General features: G+C 61.3%; 17 protein-coding genes. 9 read left to right on the forward strand and 8 right to left on the reverse strand.

The genetic code is table 11. The annotated features are described in order from the left end of the window. Window positions 1-60: 60 nt before the first annotated feature. The 4 genes from BLR63_RS03990 to BLR63_RS04005 form a co-directional block, all read right to left on the reverse strand. The gene (locus BLR63_RS03990) at window positions 61-774 is read right to left on the reverse strand and encodes an SDR family NAD(P)-dependent oxidoreductase (RefSeq protein ID WP_010565753.1); all 714 of its coding nucleotides are present in this window, start codon (window positions 772-774) and stop codon (window positions 61-63) included. A 14-nt stretch (window positions 775-788) separates the two neighbouring features. After that, window positions 789-2,072 carry a flavin-containing monooxygenase gene (locus BLR63_RS03995; protein WP_010565752.1) on the reverse strand — a complete coding sequence of 428 codons (1,284 nt, stop codon included), beginning with the start codon at window positions 2,070-2,072 and terminating at the stop codon, window positions 789-791. 124 nt (window positions 2,073-2,196) lie between these two features. Continuing rightward, window positions 2,197-3,123 carry a LysR family transcriptional regulator gene (locus tag BLR63_RS04000; protein WP_010565751.1) on the reverse strand — a complete coding sequence of 309 codons (927 nt, stop codon included), beginning with the start codon at window positions 3,121-3,123 and terminating at the stop codon, window positions 2,197-2,199. A 67-nt stretch (window positions 3,124-3,190) separates the two neighbouring features. Further along, window positions 3,191-4,396, reverse strand: a complete 1,206-nt coding sequence (locus tag BLR63_RS04005) for a DUF1835 domain-containing protein (RefSeq protein ID WP_010565750.1) — start codon at window positions 4,394-4,396, stop codon at window positions 3,191-3,193. A gap of 282 nt (window positions 4,397-4,678) precedes the next feature. On the opposite strand from BLR63_RS04005, the gene BLR63_RS04010 reads away from it, so the two are divergent. The 8 genes from BLR63_RS04010 to BLR63_RS04045 all read left to right on the forward strand — a co-directional run bounded on the left by BLR63_RS04010 (window position 4,679) and on the right by BLR63_RS04045 (window position 11,954). Next, entirely contained in the window at window positions 4,679-5,356 is a 678-nt protein-coding gene (locus tag BLR63_RS04010; RefSeq protein ID WP_010565749.1) for an ABC transporter ATP-binding protein, read from the forward strand. Then, on the forward strand, window positions 5,353-6,144 hold the full coding sequence (locus BLR63_RS04015) for an ABC transporter permease (protein ID WP_010565748.1): 792 nt from the start codon (window positions 5,353-5,355) through the stop codon (window positions 6,142-6,144). Before BLR63_RS04010 ends, BLR63_RS04015 begins: the two co-directional genes overlap by 4 nt. A 634-nt stretch (window positions 6,145-6,778) precedes the next feature. Beyond that, complete coding sequence (locus tag BLR63_RS04020) at window positions 6,779-7,522, forward strand: hypothetical protein (RefSeq protein ID WP_010565747.1); 744 nt, start codon at window positions 6,779-6,781, stop codon at window positions 7,520-7,522. After that, window positions 7,522-8,232: an ATP-binding cassette domain-containing protein gene (locus BLR63_RS04025; protein WP_010565746.1), complete on the forward strand. Its 711-nt coding sequence runs from the start codon at window positions 7,522-7,524 to the stop codon at window positions 8,230-8,232. The genes BLR63_RS04020 and BLR63_RS04025 overlap by 1 nt, the downstream gene beginning before the upstream one ends. Window positions 8,233-8,485: 253 nt before the next feature. Beyond that, window positions 8,486-9,118 (forward strand): glutathione S-transferase family protein, encoded by a 633-nt coding sequence (locus tag BLR63_RS04030; protein ID WP_010565745.1) that lies wholly within the window; start codon window positions 8,486-8,488, stop codon window positions 9,116-9,118. Between the two features lie 18 nt (window positions 9,119-9,136). After that, complete coding sequence (locus BLR63_RS04035) at window positions 9,137-10,057, forward strand: LysR family transcriptional regulator (protein WP_010565744.1); 921 nt, start codon at window positions 9,137-9,139, stop codon at window positions 10,055-10,057. Further along, window positions 10,057-10,941, forward strand: coding sequence for a LysR family transcriptional regulator (locus BLR63_RS04040; protein WP_042947031.1), 885 nt, complete (start codon window positions 10,057-10,059; stop codon window positions 10,939-10,941). Before BLR63_RS04035 ends, BLR63_RS04040 begins: the two co-directional genes overlap by 1 nt. Window positions 10,942-11,021: 80 nt before the next feature. Then, window positions 11,022-11,954 (forward strand): pyridoxamine 5'-phosphate oxidase family protein, encoded by a 933-nt coding sequence (locus tag BLR63_RS04045; protein ID WP_010565742.1) that lies wholly within the window; start codon window positions 11,022-11,024, stop codon window positions 11,952-11,954. Window positions 11,955-12,035: 81 nt separating this feature from the next. On the opposite strand, the gene BLR63_RS04050 is transcribed toward BLR63_RS04045, so the two are convergent. Then, complete coding sequence (locus tag BLR63_RS04050; protein ID WP_010565741.1) at window positions 12,036-12,308, reverse strand: DUF6124 family protein; 273 nt, start codon at window positions 12,306-12,308, stop codon at window positions 12,036-12,038. A 448-nt stretch (window positions 12,309-12,756) separates the two neighbouring features. On the opposite strand from BLR63_RS04050, the gene BLR63_RS04055 reads away from it, so the two are divergent. Further along, entirely contained in the window at window positions 12,757-13,683 is a 927-nt protein-coding gene (locus BLR63_RS04055; RefSeq protein WP_010565740.1) for an ATP-binding cassette domain-containing protein, read from the forward strand. A 7-nt stretch (window positions 13,684-13,690) separates the two neighbouring features. Here BLR63_RS04055 and BLR63_RS04060 read toward each other — a convergent pair whose 3' ends face one another. The 3 genes from BLR63_RS04060 to pmrG all read right to left on the reverse strand — a co-directional run bounded on the left by BLR63_RS04060 (window position 13,691) and on the right by pmrG (window position 17,733). Then, window positions 13,691-15,214, reverse strand: coding sequence for an ArnT family glycosyltransferase (locus tag BLR63_RS04060; RefSeq protein WP_010565739.1), 1,524 nt, complete (start codon window positions 15,212-15,214; stop codon window positions 13,691-13,693). Continuing rightward, window positions 15,214-16,869, reverse strand: a complete 1,656-nt coding sequence (gene arnT, locus BLR63_RS04065; protein ID WP_010565738.1) for a lipid IV(A) 4-amino-4-deoxy-L-arabinosyltransferase — start codon at window positions 16,867-16,869, stop codon at window positions 15,214-15,216. Before arnT ends, BLR63_RS04060 begins: the two co-directional genes overlap by 1 nt. 189 nt (window positions 16,870-17,058) lie before the next feature. Next, window positions 17,059-17,733: a lipopolysaccharide core heptose(II)-phosphate phosphatase PmrG gene (pmrG, locus tag BLR63_RS04070; RefSeq protein ID WP_010565737.1), complete on the reverse strand. Its 675-nt coding sequence runs from the start codon at window positions 17,731-17,733 to the stop codon at window positions 17,059-17,061. Window positions 17,734-17,949 lie beyond the last annotated feature (216 nt).

A 17,949-nucleotide genomic window follows, 5' to 3' on the forward strand; every position in this document is an offset into this window, starting at 1 on the left:
GGCAGCAGTCAATAGGGAGCCAGGCCCACGTCTGGCGCGTGGGGCCCGAGGTATTCGCGGTCAGCGCATAAACACACCTCCTGCGATGCACAACGATTCGCCGGTCACATAGCCGGGCTTGGCACTCAACTGCCAGACCCAATCGGCGATTTCCTCCACGCGCGCGGCGCGCTTGAGGGGGATGGAAGCCACGGCGGCGTCGATACGGCCGCCGGCGCGGGTGCCTTCGGTGTCGACCCAGCCCGGCGCCAGGGCGTTGACCACGATGTGGTGGTCGGCCAACTCGATCGCCAGGCTGCGCGTCATCGACACCACGGCCGCTTTGGAGGCGCTGTAGAGCAACTGGTTTTTCGACACGGTGAACGCGTCCACCGAGGCGAAAAACACAATGGCACCGCCGCCCGCCGCTTTGAGATGACGCGTGCCGATCCGCGCGATATTCAGTGAGCCCAGCACGTTGATATCGAAGATCCTGCGATACAGCGCCTCGCTATAGGTCTCCAGGGACGACGTGGGGAAGATGCCCGCAGCGTTGATCACCGCGCGCAATGGCGGCTTGCCGTCGAGGGCGGCGTCGATGCGAGCGGTCAGCGCCGCCTCATCGGTGATGTCACCGACCACCGGAGAAAACACGCTGCTGGCCGCCTTTGGACTGGGCGTCAGGTCGACGGCAACGACGTGCCAGCCTTCTGTCTCAAAGCGTTGCGCGACGGCTTGGCCCATGCCGGAAGAGGTGCCGGTGATGAGGACGCTGGCGTGAGGTGCATGGCTCATAAGTAGGTGTCCGTTCAGGCGAGTTGAGGGCGTGGGGCGCTGGGTTGCAAGGTCAGTTCCAGGACATCCAGCTGACGTTGGGTGTCCTGGTAGTTGGCCAGCCATTCGCGCTTGACGATGTCGATGCGCGACTCGGCCGGCTGCAACTGGGCGAACTTGGCGGCCAGGCCCTTCATGCCGGCGGCGCGCAAGGCGAGGAAGCGCATCACCAGCTTGGTCTGTTCGCAATAAACCGGCCATTGCGGGCCGCGGGGCGCTCCCAGGCCGATGTAGAACAAGCCTTCCAGGTTGGTCGGCAAGGTCATCGCCGCAGTGCGCAGCGGTACGCCGTCACGCCATTGCAGCAGGCTTTCGTCGAGGAACGGCAGACGGGTATTGAACCCCGTGGCCCAGACAATGGTGTCGTAGTCGGCCTGGCTGCCATCGGTGAAGGTGACCGTCTTGCCCCGGATGCACTCGATCCCCGGCGCGATTTTGATCCGGCCATGCTGCACCCAATACAGCAGCAGGGTGTTGACCACCGGGGGTTGAGCATCCAGATCGTAGGTCTCGGGCGCGGGCAGGCCCGGATAGTGTTTGTGAGTACCGACGCTGGCCATGATCAGCAGATTCATGAGCATGTTCTGTTGTTCCGGCGGCAACTGCCCCAGCAGCGGCAATTCGCCGCGAGGCAGGCCGAAAAGTGTCTTGGGTTGGAACAGTTGGCCGCGACGAATTGCGATGGTGGTATCCAGGCGCGCCTGGGCGGCATCCACCGCCAGATCGCAGCCGGAGTTACCAAAGCCCACCACCAGCACCTTGCCGTGTAGCTGCTGCACGTTGCGGTATTCGCCGGAGTGCACCGACACGCCGGTAAAGCCCTGGCCGACTTCGGGGATCTTGCAATCCCACAGATGCCCGTTGGCCACCAGCACCCCGGCATAGCGCCGGCTGCGGCCATCGGCCAGGGTCACCTGCCAGCCGCCTTCGCCGTTGTCGTCCAGGGGGGTGAGGCTGCGTACCTCGGTGTCGAAGGTGATTTTTTCGCGCAGGCCGAAGGTATCGGTGTAGGCGTTCATGTACGCCTTGACCTGATCGCGACTCGGGTACACCGGGTAGTCGGCCGGCATGGGGAACCCGTCGAAAAACGAACTGCTTTTGGGGGTGATCAGGTGCAGGGCATCGTAGTCGGTGTTCCAGTGGCCGCCGATGCGGCCGGACTTCTCGAAGCAGTCCACCCGAAAGCCGGCGTCGGTGAGGGTCTTGAGGGCCGCAAGGCCTGCGGCGCCGGCGCCAATGATGCAGTAGTGGTCGGACATTCTGACTCTCCATTCTTCGCACGTTGGAAGCGCCTGTGACTGGCGTCCGTGGTTTGAGTATCCGGCCAGGCAAGCGGCGGATGAATGGGCTAAGTCATGTGCTTCCTATAGGGGATACCTATGGCTAAAGCGTCTCCAGGTGTGCATACAGCGTCTGGATACGGCTCAAGTGGCTGCGCATCAGGTTGATCAGCACCCGTGTCGGCGGTGAAATGGGCGTGTCATGCCGATGGATAAAGCCGAACACCTCGAAGATCGCCGGGGTGATGGGCACCCAGCCGAGGCGGTCGTTGAAGCCCAGCTGATGCAGGATCGGGCGTGTGGCAATCACGTCGCCGAGGCCGCGTGCCGCCAGTTCAAAGCCGGTGATCTGGTGCTCGACTTCAATGATCGGGTCCAGTACCTCGCCACCCTTGGCGGCCATCTGTGTCAGCAGCTTGCGAATCGGGTCGGCGGCCTGCCAGCGCGCTTCGGTGAGGATCAAGGGGGCGACGGCCAGGTCACGGATGCTCTTGGGGCTTTTAAGGCGCTCGGGGTCGGCGCTGATATAGCCCACCTGGGCCGACCATACCGGTTCGCTGACGGCCAGGTTCTGCTGCTTGATGGGCAACATCACCAGGCCCGCCTCGAGTTCGCCCTGGCTGACCCGTTCGGCGATTTCCGAAGAGTTGTAGCCGACGATCTTGATACGCATGTCCGGGTGCTGCGTACGGAACTGTTCGATCAGATCGGTGAGGAAGTAGTGGTGGGCTGTGCCGAAGGTGCCGAAGCTGGCGACCCCGCCGGACAGTTCGCGCACCGCCTGCACCGCCTCGAAACCCTGGCGCGCCGACGTCACCATGCCTTGCGCGAAGGGCAGCAGGCGTCGCCCGGCTTCGGTGAGCACCAGTCGGCGATTGGTGCGAATGAACACATGGGTGCCCAGGTGCTCCTCCAGCCGCAGGATCTGCTCGGACAGTGAGGGTTGGGAAAGATGCAGGCTCTCCGCCGCCTTCGAGAACGTGCCATGCTCGATGGCGGCGAGAAAGTAATTGAGCTGTTGCAGTGTCATGGCGCTGGACCGTCACCTGTTTCGGTCAACATGCCATAGAACGCCAGTATCGCGAAGCGCTGCCGCCTCAGTCGCGCCATACGGGCAGGTCGTTAGCGTCCAGTGTCCAATGGGCGCCGCCGGGCTGCAGGCACACTCCGCCGACCCAGCGTTCATGGCTGGCGTGATCGAGCCAATAGGTGTCGCCGCTCAGCACCCGGTGGCCCAACGGTGTGAGCGCCAGCACGCGCCGAGGCCAGTCCAGATGCGCCTCGGTTTGGGTGAGCAACGGCTGCTCGGCCTCGATCAACGGTCGCAACAGCGCATGAAACATCATGTCCCCCAGGAACGGCAGCGGCTCGCGCTTGGCCATCAGCTCCGCGAACACGCGTCCAAACGGCATCGGCCCGGCTTCGGCGAGGCAGGTCAGGGCCAGGCGCTCGGTGAGTGACAGGCCATCCTGGGTCCCCGGCAATTCCTGCAACTGGCGCAACAGCGCCGGCGCCAGCAAGGGCAGCGCGGGATGGCTGCCGTGGGCCAGTTGTGCCCAGGCCGTCGGTGTCGGGGCGCAATACGCCGACCAGGCCTGTTTGGCCAGTTGCAGCGCGTCGTCATCGATCAAGCGGCGCTGCGGCCATAACCAGGCGAGGACGTCGGGCGCCAGTTGGCCGATGCCGATAAACCGCTCGACGCCGGGAATGCGATCCACCTCGATCAGCTCCAGCCGGGGTGGCACATGATCGAGGCCCGCCAGGGCGCGGATCAGGAAGAGTTGGTCATAGGCATCCGCCTCGCACCACAGCACGCTGTGCTCGGCGTGGGCCAGTGCTTCGAGCTGGTGGTATTCGTCGTCGACGCGGCGCGCCACCTCCGTGCTGTCCATGGCAAAGGCGTGGCTGATAAAAGCGCTGCGCATGGCGCGGAATGCTTCGGCGGGCAGCTCGCGAACCGGGCCCATGCACAGCGGGTCGGTGAGCATCTGGAAGGGTCCCTTGAAGCCGGCCACCTGCAGGCTATGGGCGATGTCATTACCGCAGCGCCAGTGGGTGGTGCGGGCTTCGTCGCTGGCGTTGAAGTCGGGATGGCGGGCGGCGAAGTCTAGGGCGTCGACATGGGCCTTGAGCTTGGGCCAACTGCTGAAGCCCAACTGTTTGGCGATCTGCCATTGGGCCTGGGACAAGGTGGCGTCCGGGTCTTGGATTTTCAGCTGCGCCAACCATTCCTTGGCGCGCTTGCGCTGTTGCTCAAGGTTGAGACGGCCATCGGTGTTGGAAGAAACAGGGCGTTGCGACATACGAGCTCCTTGTACAAACCTTTTCCGCTTCAAGGTGGGGAGTCGTAGAAATGAGGTGTTGCTCGAATGTCCTGGGCGCAGCGCTTTCCGCGGAAGGAGGCGTAGAGAGCGCCCGGCGGGAAATATAGGCAGAGCGGGGCACGATTGCAAATGGCGTGTTCCTGTCCGTTGACTGCGAAGCGCCGAGCCATCGGGGTGGCGACAGGTTGAGTTTTTTCATGAAAACTGTGCGCGCCTGCGTCACCATGGCGCCTGACACATTCAACCAGGAACCCCGCGTCCATGAGCGCACTGATCGAAACCCGCGCCCTCACGCGCATGGACGAGCGCCGCCAGGTGCCCTTGCTCCAGCCCACGGATTTCACCTTGAACCGGGGCGACCGTGTGTCGATCACCGGTGCTTCCGGTTCCGGCAAAAGCGTGTTCCTGCGCATGCTGGCGCTGTTGGACGCGCCCAGTGCGGGGCAGATCCTGTGGAACGGCCAGGCGATCACCGACGCGCAGATTCCCCATTACCGCAGCCATATCAGCTACCTGTCCCAACGTCCGGCGCTGATCGAAGGCTCGGTCGAAGACAATCTGCGCTTTCCCTTCAGCCTCAAGACCCTGCGCAAGCGCCGTTTCGATATACATGCCGTCACCACACTGCTAGCGCATGCCGGCAAGGCCGCGGACTTCCTGGACAAGCGCGCCGCGGACTTGTCGGGCGGCGAGTCCCAGGTGGTGTCGCTGATCCGCACCTTGCAACTCGACCCCGAAGTGCTGCTGTTGGACGAGCCCACTGCGGCCCTCGACCCCACGTCCTCCCGCGAAGTGGAAGCGTTGATCAACGCCTGGTTCGCCGGCGACAAGGCCCGCGCGTGTATCTGGGTATCCCACGACTTGGAGCAGGCCCGGCGCATGAGCGACATCCATTTGCAGATGAGCGCAGGCGTGTTGAGCGAGGTGGTCCGGCCATGAACTATCAAAACCTGAGCGCCCTGGACATGGGCATCGCCGCGTCGCTGATCCTGATCAACGGCGCGCTGTCTTTGCTGCTGCGCCTGGGCCTGGGCCGCCAATTGCTGTGGGCGGCGGTGCGCACGGTGGTGCAACTGTTGGCCATCGGTTACCTGCTGGGCTGGGTGTTCGAATTCGCCTATTGGTACGTGGTGCTGCCGTTGATGTGCGCGATGACCCTGATTGCCGGCCTGTCCGCGGCGGGGCGCGGGCGGCGTACTTATCGGGGCCAGCGGGTCGACAGCATCCTGTCGGTGTGGGGCAGTTCGTGGCTGGTGACGGCGGTGGGGTTGTTTGCAGTGATCCGCATCCACCCCTGGTACGAGCCGCAGTACGCGATCCCGATCCTCGGCATGATCCTCGGCAATACCCTGACCGGCGTGTCCCTGGGCATAGAGCGCATGACCCAGGAACTGGCCACCGGGCGCAACACCATCGAGATGATCCTGGCCCTGGGCGGTACACGCTGGGAAGCGGCCCAGGAAGCGATCCGCCAGGCGGTGCGCGCCGGGATGATCCCGACGCTCAACCAGATGGCCGTGGTCGGCATCGTCAGCCTGCCGGGCATGATGACCGGCCAGGTGCTGGCGGGGGAGAGCCCGGTGGACGCAGTGCGTTATCAGATCGTGATCATGTTCCTGATCGCCGCATCGTCGGCGCTGGGCACAGTGGGGGCGGTGCTGCTCACGTATCGGCGGTTGTTTTCCAGCAGCCACAGGTTTCTGCGTGATCGGCTTGAGGAGCGCTGAGTGCCGTTAGCCCGGCCAATTAACGTGGGTAGCTAAAAAACGCTACCGTTCGTCGTATTAGTTATCGGATGCCTGAGTAAGCGCTCGGTTTTTATAAGCACTCTCCACAATTGAAGAACGTCTATGGATAGTTGTTAGGTGTTTGTAAATTCCTAATTTTTATGGATGTTTAGTTGAGGCTTGTGACGGCTTGCAATATATGCTTGATGCGCAACTGTTGATGTTCTGATTTTGGTGAATGAATTTTCCTATTTTAACTGATGAAGTTTCCTGCGTTGGAAAATTCAAGAAGTTGCATTTTTTGTTATGGGAACTAAATTTGGATTGCCGCCTTTATATGAGACTCACCAAAACATCACCGATGTGCAGATTGACGCCAAGGGACAAGAAAAAACTTCAAATGTCAGCTTCACACTGGCTGGGAATTTATCGGTATTGAAAGGCGAGAATATTTCAGGATATTTCTATTCGAAGGCTTCTAAAGTTAATGGCTTTGACTGTGTGCTCAGTAAATATATGTCGCCTGGAATAGCGAAAAGAATATAAATTCAATAAATAAGTGCTCTAAAGACTTTGAATGTCAGATGCTGTCAACCCGCTTGAAAAAAATGGTGCCGTTTCCGTGAGGTGAATGATGAGTTATTACTTTCTGGTTAAACCTCTTCTGTTGGCGAAAATTTTTATCAAGGAACAATTGAAAGAGCCAGTTGCACTGTTTTGGACTGTCCTGTCGCCGGTAGTTACATTTTATCTGATTAATTACGCTGGATTGCCGGCAAGCGATAGGTCAGGTAATTATCTTTCAAGTACCTCGTGGTTTTATGCGTTTGTATCGTCCAGTGTGGCTTTTTTTGGTTTGGCATTTTATATGGTTGGCCGGAGGGAAAGCGGGTTTTTACGGTCCTTCGTATACACGGCGCGTACAAAAATTATTTTCCTGGTCGGGCAGGTATTGGCCTATTCATTCATGTCGCTGGTCTATTGTGCAGTTTTTTATGTTTCTACTCGAGGTCACTATGGTGTTATGGGGGTGGCGGAGTTATTTATTATCGTCGGTAGGTTTTATATCTGTTTTCTAATGTTTTCCATAATGTCACTTTTGTTGACGCTGATTCCCTTGGGTTTTCAAAATGCAAACACTGTTTTTTCAATACTGTCTTTTGCGATGTTGGCGTTAGGAGTTTCTAGCGAGCGTTCTTCTCATCCCTTCTTTGAGCTGCTTGGTGTTTTCAATCCGATGGGGTGGGCGAATCACATTATGTTGATCGGCGTGGCTGAGCTGAAATATGCCGTCATGGCTATTGTTTTCTTATTTGGATGCTCGTTATGGATGACATTTAAATTCTTGCTTGTTAATCCAGTGTGGAGTCGTTATTGATGAAGCGGCTTATTGTAAATTCACTCGATGTCAGGTTTGCGCGCCACGTTTTGTTTAATAAGGCTTCGTTGAGAGTGGAGGCGGGTTCGATATCGGGTTTGTTAGGGCCTAACGGTTCGGGGAAAACCACCTTCTTTGATGTGGTGTGTGGTTTGAGAAAAGTAGATGGCGGTGACGTTTGCAGTTCTTTTTCAAAGCTGCTTTACCTGTCGCAAACCATTACGACACCCACTGTGTTTCGTATGTTTGATGTCTTTAGGATGATGATGCTGTTTTGTTCGGAGAACGAAATTACTCAACGGCACGCGCTGGAAAAAATTGAAAAATGGGCCCCGGGGGTAGCAGAGCGATATTGTGCAATCTGGAAGAAAAAATCCTCCCTTTGTAGTTACGGTGAAAAGCGTTGGTTTTTCACGTTATCCCTGCTTTCCGCCAACGCAGACTTCGTGATTTTGGATGAGCCTACGGCGGGTGTAGATCCAGAGTTTCGACATTACATCTGGAAATGCCTGGAGGGCGCAGCAGCAGAAGGCGTCGCGGTGCTGGTTTCGTCGCACAATGTCGATGAAATCGTTGCTCATTGCGATAACTTTTATATGTTGAGTCAGCAGCGTTTCAACCACTTCACTGATGCGAAAGGTTTTTTGAAGACATACGGTGCGTCCAGTTTGGATGAGGCCTTTATTCATGCGGCGAGTTTGCCGCCGTAACGCCACGCTCCCATCCTCACGCGTGCAAAACAACCGCTCGCCGTTATCCGGCTGCGTGGTGACCATCTGATGATCCGCACCCAGAACCCCCTCCAGCAGCCACCGGTTTCTACGCGATCGGCTTGAAGAACGCTGATCGTCGAGGTGATTGTTTCAGTGGGTGAAATGCTCGATTGTAAAACCTGGTGATTCCATCAGCCGGGGCAGCGGCGGAACATGCGTGGTGTCGAACCCCCACCTTCTGGAGCTTTTCATGTCTACGCATCCGATCAAACTCTATGGTTTCAAGCTGTCCGGCCACTCCCATCGGGTGGAGCTGATGCTGTCGCTGCTGGGGCTGCCCAGCGAATTCGTGCTGGTCGACCTCACGCAAGGCGCCCACAAGACTCCGGAGTTCCTCGCCACGTTCAACCGTTTCGGCCAGGTGCCGGTGATTGACGATAACGGCACCGTCCTTGCCGACTCCAACGCGATCCTGGTCTACCTCGCCACGCAATACGGCAACGGTCAATGGCTGCCCGCCGACCCTCTGGGGCAGGCCCGCGTACAGCGCTGGCTGTCGGTCGCTGCCGGGCAGTTGCACGTCGGCCCTGCCAGCGCGCGCCTGGCCCTGGTGTTTGGGGCGCCGGTCGATCTCGACGCCGCCATCAGCCGCTCCCACGCCTTGCTCGCAGTGCTCGAGCAGCAACTGAGCCAGACGCGCTTCCTGGTCGACGAGCAGCCGAGCATCGCCGATATCGCCCTTTACACCTACGTGGCCCACGCGCCGGAAGGCAATGTGTCGCTGGCCGACTACCCTCATGTACGCGCCTGGCTGGCGAGCATCGAAGCCTTGCCGGGGTTTGTCGGCATGCCGCGCACGGCGGTGGGGCTGCAATCACAGTAATTCTCACGAGGCGCGTCGATGGACCGATTCCATGAAATGCAGGTGTTCGTCACGGTGGCCGAGGAGGAGGGTTTTGCCGCCGCCGCGCGGCGCCTGAACACCTCGCCGCCCAGCGTGACCCGGGCCATCGCCGCCATGGAAGCACGCATCGGCACCCAACTGCTGGCGCGCACCACCCGCAGCCTGCACCTGACGGAAGCGGGCCAGCGTTACCTGGACGATTGCCGGCGCATTCTTGCCGAGCTGGAGGAGGCCGAGGACGCGGCGGCGGGCAGTTATTCGATCCCGTGCGGCCAACTCACGGTGACCGCGCCGGTGCTGTTCGGTGAGTTGTATGTGGCCCCGGTGCTGGGCGCGTATCTGGAGCAGTTTCCCCTGGTGAATATCAACGCGTTGCTGGTCGATCGAGTGGTCAACATGACCGATGAAGGCGTCGATGTGGCCGTGCGCATCGGTCATCTGCACGAGCCCGACCAACAGGCGATCAAGGTGGGAGAGGTGCGCCGGGTGGTCTGCGCATCGCCCGGCTATCTCGACCAACACGGGCGGCCCCAGCATCCCGCGCAGTTGCGTGACGCCAGGCTCGTCACCTCATCCGCCAGCCAGCGGGTAAGCGAATGGACCTTTGCCGAGGGCGGCCAGCCGCTGACGGTGGCCATCGAACCGCGCCTGGTGGTCACCGCGAACAATGCGGCGATCAACCTGGCGCGATTGGGCTGGGGCATGACGCGGGTACTGTCCTATCAGGTCGCGGCGGCGGTGGCGGCCGGGGAGCTGGAGATTGTCCTGGAGGACTTTGAGCCGGCAGCGCTGCCGATCCAGGTGGTGTTCCACCCCCGCGGGCGCGTGCCGGCCAAGGTCCATACCTTTGTCGACTTCCTCAGCCAGCAGCTCGGCCAGGACGTAGCCCTGAACCCGACCCGGCAGCGGCGCGGCTGATGGAGCGTTATCGCGATATGCAGTTGTTTGCCGCGCTGGCCGGGCAACCGAGCCTGGCCGCGGCGGCGCGCAGTGCCCAGGTGTCGGGCGCGACCCTGGTGCGCGCGGTGGCACGTCTGGAAGCGCGCCTGCGCGTGGCGTTGCTGTTGCGCAGTACCCAGGGCGTCAGCTTGACCGACGCGGGGCACGCTTACCTGGCCGACTGCGTGCGCCTGCTGGCCGCCGTCGATGCCGCCGAAGCCTCGGCCCTGGGCTTGCAGGTGCAGGCCCAGGGCCATGTGCGGGTGTTCTTGCCGGTGCTGTTCAGTCGCTACGTGATGGCGCCGATCCTGGCCGACTACATGGACCGCCACCCCGACGTGCGCCTCACTGTGCGCTATCACGACTACTACCCGAACCTGCACGAAGAGGGCCTGGACGTGGCGATCCTGGTGGGCGAACTGCCCAACTCATCGTTGATCGCGCGGCCGGTGGGGCAGGTGCGCTCTATCCTGTGCGCCAGTCCCCGCTACCTTGCGGCCCACGGCGAACCCCGGCACCCCGAAGCGCTGAAACAGCATCGCCTGATCGCCAGCGCCAATCGGGTCGACTGGGATTTCCAGGGCTATTCGCTCAAGGCCCGTGCGCGCTTGAGTTGCTCCACGGTGCAAGGCGCGATCAACGCGGCGGTGCAGGGCACGGGGTTGATTCGTTGCTTGAGTTACCCGGTTCATGACGCTGTGCACGCTGGGCAATTGCGCCGGGTCTTATCCGCGTATGAACCGCCGCCGCTGCCTGTGCAGGTGGTGTACCGGGAAGGCCGCCAGGCGCCGCTGCGCGTGCGCAGTTTTGTCGATCATTGCGTGGCGGCCCTGCGCGGGCATCCGGCATTTCAGTTGGCGTAATGCTGGATTGCCGGGGGTGGTTATTCCCTCGCTGGCGGGCTGGGCGCAGTCTTGGCACATCCCACACGGAGGCGATTGCCATGAACCCGAGCGAACAATCCCCCTGGCATGCCGGCGAACGGCAGGTGCAAGAAACCGTTGGCGTGGCCGAGCGCATGGCCATGATCGGCCCCAAGGTGATTCGTGACCACCTGCCCGAACAGCATCGGGATTTCTATCCCTTGTTGCCGTATCTGCTGCTTGGCGTGGTGGATGAGCAGGGCCTTCCCTGGGCGACGATGATTGAAGGCGCGCCGGGTTTTGCCCACTCGCCCGACCCGTACACCTTGCAGGTCGACAGCCTGCCATCCAGCAGCGACCCAGCACGGGCCGCCCTGCGCAATGGCGCCGCCGTGGGCCTGCTGGGCATCGACCTCAGCACCCGCCGCCGCAACCGCATGAACGGCCGCATCGGTTGGCTGGACCACGACGGTTTTTCGGTCGATGTGGTGCAGACCTTCGGCAACTGCCCCAAGTACATCCAACTGCGCCCGGTGGACGGGATCGCGCGTAAACCCGGCACACAGGTCGAACGCCTCAACGGCCTGGACGCTGCTGCACAAACGATGATCCGCAACGCCGACACGTTCTTCGTCGCCAGCTACGTGGACTTGGACGGCGAACGCTCGGTGGACGTGTCCCATCGCGGCGGCAACACCGGCTTCGTGCGCGTGGAGGGCAATGTGCTGACCATCCCCGACTTCGCCGGCAACCTGTTCTTCAACACCCTGGGCAACCTGGCGGCCAACCCGGTGGCGGGGTTGTTATTTATCGATTTCGATTCTGGCGCGGTGCTGCAAGTGGCCGGGCGCACGACGCTGATCCTCGACGGGCCGCAAGTGGCGGCGTTCGAAGGAGCGCAGCGGTTGTGGACGGTGACGGTGGAACACCTCGTGCGGCGTCCGGCGGCGTTGGCGTTGAAGTGGCAGGTTGGGCAGTTTTCGCCGTTCAGTCTGGCGATGGGGCATTGGTAGGTGGTCGGGTCGGCAAGCCCGCTCGCCGCGACAAACTCACTAGCCGCGACAAGCCCACTTGCCACAAAAGCCCGGTCGGCATCAGGCCACCGGACACTCCCGGTTCAATGCGTCATCTACCAATAACTGTGCGATCTCGATCATTTGCACCACTGCCAGCACTTGTTTGCGGTGTTGACCATCGAGGTGTTCCGCGCAGTCGTATGCACAGACCGTCGCCGATTCCAGCATCTCGCTGGCATTGCTCAAGGCTGCTTCGGTGCTCAGGCCAGCACGGACGGTAAAGATTATTTCAGGGGGCGGGTCGATGTTGGTCGAGGAGGACGGAGGGGGGTTGGGTGTGGCTTTTTTCATGGTGAAACTCCTATGAATGAGCACCTCCATTTCGCTACCACACGAAGTCAGGAGGCGACTGTACACGGGGTGGTAGACCGGTCATAGAAACCCGGCAGGCCGAAGCCTCCCATGCACAGCCGCCACAAAGCAGCCCGCACAAAAAAACGCCCTTGAGCGTTTTGGGGTCTATGAGAGAACTGGGCTACCACACCCATTCGCTGAATTTGCAGCGACCCGCGAAGGTTAGCGACGAGGTTCATCGGACGCAACCCGAAAGTTGCGTAAGAACGGTCCTGTGACCGGGGGGTAATCCGCTTATAGCCTAAAAGCATTTCGCTATTCGATTCAGCTATTGGATTGTTCCTGAGGTAATGCCTTTAATTCGGAACCTAACTCATTGTTGTACGGAATAAATCGGCGCTTTCGGGCGTTGTAATGAGTCATCGTTGCGCCATTGAGGTTAGCCATGAGCAACCCCGTTGCCCCCGAGCCCCTGGTTCGTCTGCTGGGCCTGTGCAAGACCTTTGGTGCGCAATGCGCGCTGGATCAGGTCAGTCTGGATATTTATCCGGGCGAGGGCGTGGCGTTGCTGGGGGCCAACGGTGCAGGCAAGTCGACGTTGGTGAGAATCCTCAGCGGCGCCCTAGCGGCGGATGCCGGGGAGCTCTGGGTCGATGGGCAGCGCCAACGCTTCACTTCGCCATTGTCGGCGCGGCGGGTCGGCATTGTGGCGGTGCATCAGAGCCTCGACGATGCCATCGCCCCGGGCCTGAGTGTGGCCGAGAACCTGTTGCTCGATGAGCTTGGCCAGCCCGACGCCGATTTTCTGCTCAACCGCAAAAGCCTGTTGCACCGCGCCGAAGCCATTGCCGCCGGGCTCGGCCTGGACTTGCCGTTGCAATACCCAGTCGAGCGCCTGGGCCGCGCCGACCGCCAATTGCTGGTGCTGGCCCGTGCGTTCGCGCTGCAACCCAGGCTGCTGATCCTCGACGAACCCACCGCCGCCTTGCCTGAAGCCGATGCCGAACGTCTGCTCGGCCTGATCGACAGTCAGCGCGCGCGCGGGGTGGCGATTCTGTACATTTCCCAGCGCCTGTCCGATCTGCAACGGGTCACCAACCGCGCCATCGTCCTGCAAGACGGTCGGCTCACCGGCGATCTCAATACCCGCCACTTGCCGAGCGCGGCCTACACCCTGTTCGGCGATATCGCCGAAAACCCGTCGGTCGCCCCGGACCAAGCCTTGCCGGTACCCTTCCTGGAGCGCTTTACTCGCGCCGGGTTCATTCGCAATCGTGCCGAGGGGCGGGCGGTGCAGGCGCAGGTGGCGGGGCTGGGCAGCAGCGTGGCGCCGGCCGACGTGCTGCCCTCTGGCAAAACCGAGCGCACCTGAGGCGCGATCAGCGCGGTGAGGCCGGGATGAACGCCACACTGCCTTCCTCACGCGGCTTGAACAGCCGCTCGCCGTTGTCCGGCTGGGTGCTGATCAACTGATGATCCGCCCCCAGGTAGGCCAATGGCGTCGGGTCGTCCTTGGAGAACGGCGCGACGATAATCGTGCGCTGCGGGTCGAAGTGTTGGCCGCTGGTGGTGTCCAGCCAGGCCATGAACGCGGCGCTGTCGCCCTGGCGCGGGAAGTCCTGGGTCTGGGCGACGTAGTAGAACGGCGGGCCGCCATTCTGCAGGTACATGGGCAGTTTGTTGTCGACTTCCACCAGCACCATCTGCCATTGGTTCCAGGGCGCGATTTTGACCGCTTGGGCCTGCACGTCCTGGGCGAAGCGGGTCACGCCGCCGTTGCCGTTGGACCAGGGATAGGCCACGCCGAGGATCAGCAGCAACAGCGCGGCGGTGAAGGCAAAACCTTTCTGCCAGCGCGGCCCGCTGGCGGTTTTGTTCGCCAGCCGTTCGCTCAGCCACCACGCGCCCAACAACTGCGCGAACGGCACCAGTGGCAACACGTAGTAGCTGCGCCGGCTGCCACTGGCGGTAAAGAACACAAACAACAGGCCCAGGCCCCATACCAGCCAGCGCACATTGGGCGGCGTCTGGCGCCAGTGCCGCACCGCCAGCCACAGGCCGAGCAGCCAGCACGGTACCCAGGGCAGGGTGTAGGCCGGCAAGTAGATGAGGTAGGTGTAGATCGGGCCCATGTGGTCGAACGGGTCGAAGAAGCGCACCACGTTTTCCCGGAACACCAGGGCCAGGCCGCTCTCGCCATAGGTCGGTGCGCCGTACACGTGGGACAGCACGAACGGCGTGGCATACACCGCCGCGGCGATCAGCAGCGCCAGCAGCAGGCGCAGGTTGAGGTGACGTTTGTAGCGTTGTTCGCTGAGTACATGCGGCAGCAGCACTAGGCCGGGCAGCACGAAGCCGATCAGGCCCTTGAGCAGGGACGTCAGCGCCAGTATCAGGAAAAACACCGTGTAGCGTCCCAACCGCGTGTCATCCGGCCCGCGCCAGTACCACCACACGGCTGCCAGCACGCCGCATACGGTGAGCACGTCGGCCGTGGCCACTCGCGCCCAGAACAGAAAGTAGAAGGTGGTGGCGAGCATCCAGCCGGCGATCAACCCCGTGCCCTTGGCGAACAGGCGTTCGCCGATCAGGTACACCAGCCACACGCTCAGCCAGGCGCCGATCACCGATGGCAGGCGCAACGACCAGGGACCGAGGCCGCCCATCAGGTGGGAAAAACCGGTGATCAGCCAGTAGGAGGGCAGGGGTTTGTCGTAGTACGGCACGCCCTTGAGGTACGGGTCGAAATAGTCGCCGCTTTGCAGCATCTGCAAGGCGATGTTCGCCCAGCGGGTTTCCGGGCCCCACAGGTCGCGGGCGCCGAGGCCAGTGAGCAGCAACAAGGCCGAGACGCCCAGCAAGAGCAGCAGGGCGCCGCGCTCGGTCCTGAAAAATCGAAGCATCAAGGCACCTGTGGGTAGAGGATGAGTTCCAGATGGCCCTTGGCATAGCGTTTGCCACCCAGCGGCAGTTGCCCGGCCTCGCGCATTTCACTGGTGCTGGCGACCTGCAGTAGCACGCCGACCGGACCGTGGCGGCGTGCTTCGTCGAGCCAGGCCTGGACCTGGTCCAATTCCACTTTGCGATGCACGGAACCGGCGTATTGCAGGCCGTATTGCAGTTCGCCCTCGGTGTTATACAGCGTCACGTCCGGGCGCTTCAGACGCCAGGCCAGGGCGCTGGCGTTATCCAGGGTATTGCTCAGCAGCGCTTGGGTTTGCTGCAGTTCATCCAGGTGCTCCAGCACAAACTGGTCGGGCATTTCGTTGTCCGTGACCTGCGCCGGCATGCTGGCCGGCAGCAGGATCACCAGCACGCCGATGCCCAGCGCCGGCATGGCCCACAGCGTCAGCGGGCGCACGGCTTGCAGCAGGTGGGCGAGCACCCACACCAGCAGCACGATAAAGGCCAGGGACAGGCTGAACATCTCGGCATGGCTGTGGCCGTACAGCGGTCTGGCGACTTGCAGGTAGATCAGGCCGACCATGGCGGCCAGGCCGATCACCGCATTGATCACGCCATTGAGGCACAGGGCGCGGGCTTTGCCGCGGTTGAGCAGGTCGACCAGGGTGTGCCCCATCAACAAGGCCAGGGGCAGCAGGCACGGCATGATGTAGGTCGGCAGTTTGCCGTTGCTCAGGCTGAAGAACCCCAGCGGCAGTAGCAGCCACAGGGTCAGGAAGCCGATCGACGGCTGGCGTTTTTGCTTCCAGGCCTGTTGCAGCGTATTGGGCAGCAGCGCGGCCCAGGGCAGGCAGGACACGACCAGAATCGGCAGGAAAAACCACCACGGCCGCACGTGTTGCGCGTTGTCGGCGCTGAAGCGGCGAATGTGTTCGTTCCAGAAGAAAAAGCGCCAGAAGTCCGGTTCCTGCAGATGGATCGCCATGACCCACGGCAGGCACACCAGCGCGGCCACCCCCACCGCCAGCGGGCCGTACAGCAGCAACTCCCCCAGGCGCCGTTGCCAGAGCATGTACGGCACGGCAATCAGCACCGGCAATGCCCAGGCCAGAAAGCCCTTGGTCATGAACCCCATGGCGCAGGCCAGGCCCAGCACGGCCCAGGCGATCAGACGGTGGCGCGTGGTGGTGGTGTCGAGGGCGAACCACAGGGCCACCAGGCTGAGGTTGACCCACAGGGTGAATTGCGGATCGAGGTTGGAATACCCGGCTTGCCCGGCCACCAGGCCAAAGCTCAGGTAGAGCAGGGCGCAGGCGAAACTTTTGCGTGGGTCGTTCCACATCCGACGGGCAATCAGGTAGGCCAGCAATACGCTCAAACCGGTGGTCAGGGCCGAAGCGATGCGCACGCCGAACAGGTTCTGGCCAAACACCGCCTGGCCCAGGGCGATCAGCCAATAGCCGCCGGCCGGTTTTTCGAAATAGCGGATGCCCATGAAGTGCGGCGTCACCCAGTTGCCGCTCAGCAGCATCTCTTGGCTGATCTGGGCGTAACGGGTCTCGTCCGGGGTCCATAAGCCGTGCAGGCCCAGGGGCAGCAGATAAAACGCGACAAAGGCGAGTAATAAAATCGGCAGGGGTTTTAATCGGGTCATGACAACGTCGCTCCTTGACGTTTAATTGCGCAATGTTGAAGTAGTGAAGTAATAGCGGAATATGTCACAGCGGTCACTAAATAACAGGAAGTATTCATGACGTCCTTAAATGAAAGGGCGCAACTAAACATGCCAGAACAGGCCTGTCTTTTTGCTGAACATTAATTGCGGAGGCTGGTGCTAGAGCCTTTAGCGTTGTTTTAACGCATTCGGCCAGTCTGCGCTTTTCACAATGCCCAGGGCCTTGAATTTACCGTTGGGCAAGACCTGCACGAACAGCGAACTGCCGTACTCGGAGAACTTCGCATGGGGGTAGCCCAGGACTTTTTCGAAGTCGCCGATGCAGCCGCTGTGGGTGATGAAGACCAAGTTGCGCCCAGGCTGCTTGTGGCTGAGCAATTCTTCGCCCATGGCCGCGCCGCAGACTGCATCTTCGCTGGCGGTCAGCTCGGTTTTGCCGAACATGAAACGCGCGGTCTGGGCCGTGCGAATGGCGGGGCTTGCGAGGGTGTCGGTGCCGTCCATGCCCAATGATTTAAAGGCTTTGCCGAGGTTTTCCGCATGTTGGCTGCCGTTGACCGTCACACCTTCCGCCGGGCCCAGGCACGGGTTGGTGGAGCGATCGCAGCGCTCTTCATGACGCACCAGCACGATCACGTCGCCGTCGCGCCATAGGGGCAGGACCTGGGACGTCATCAGGCGATTGCCCACACCCAGGTCACGGGGAGATCCCGGCCATAGCAGGCTGGCAGTGAGCAACAGACCGATCACGGCGATGCCCAGCCACAACGGTTTCACGCGCTTGGTCATGGCCCGCAGCGAACGCGGCTTGGTCAGGGTCAGGTCGATCACTTTCTTCACCATAGGCACTGTTGGCAGTGTTGTTTTCATTAGGCGCAACGTATTGGCGAATGCCCGTAGCCAAAAAGAAACTGTCACAGGGCTGCTGTCTTTTCGCTGAACAGGGTGCCGTTAAAAGTGGGTGGGCGTGGCAACTAACAAGTTGTCGATGGGTCACGCTTGGCCGGCAATTTAAAGTGGCGTGAGTCGGTGCGCGGTGAAATGCATGTGAAAAATTTG

This window comes from Pseudomonas extremaustralis, from assembly GCF_900102035.1.
GTDB classification, from domain to species: domain Bacteria; phylum Pseudomonadota; class Gammaproteobacteria; order Pseudomonadales; family Pseudomonadaceae; genus Aquipseudomonas; species Aquipseudomonas extremaustralis.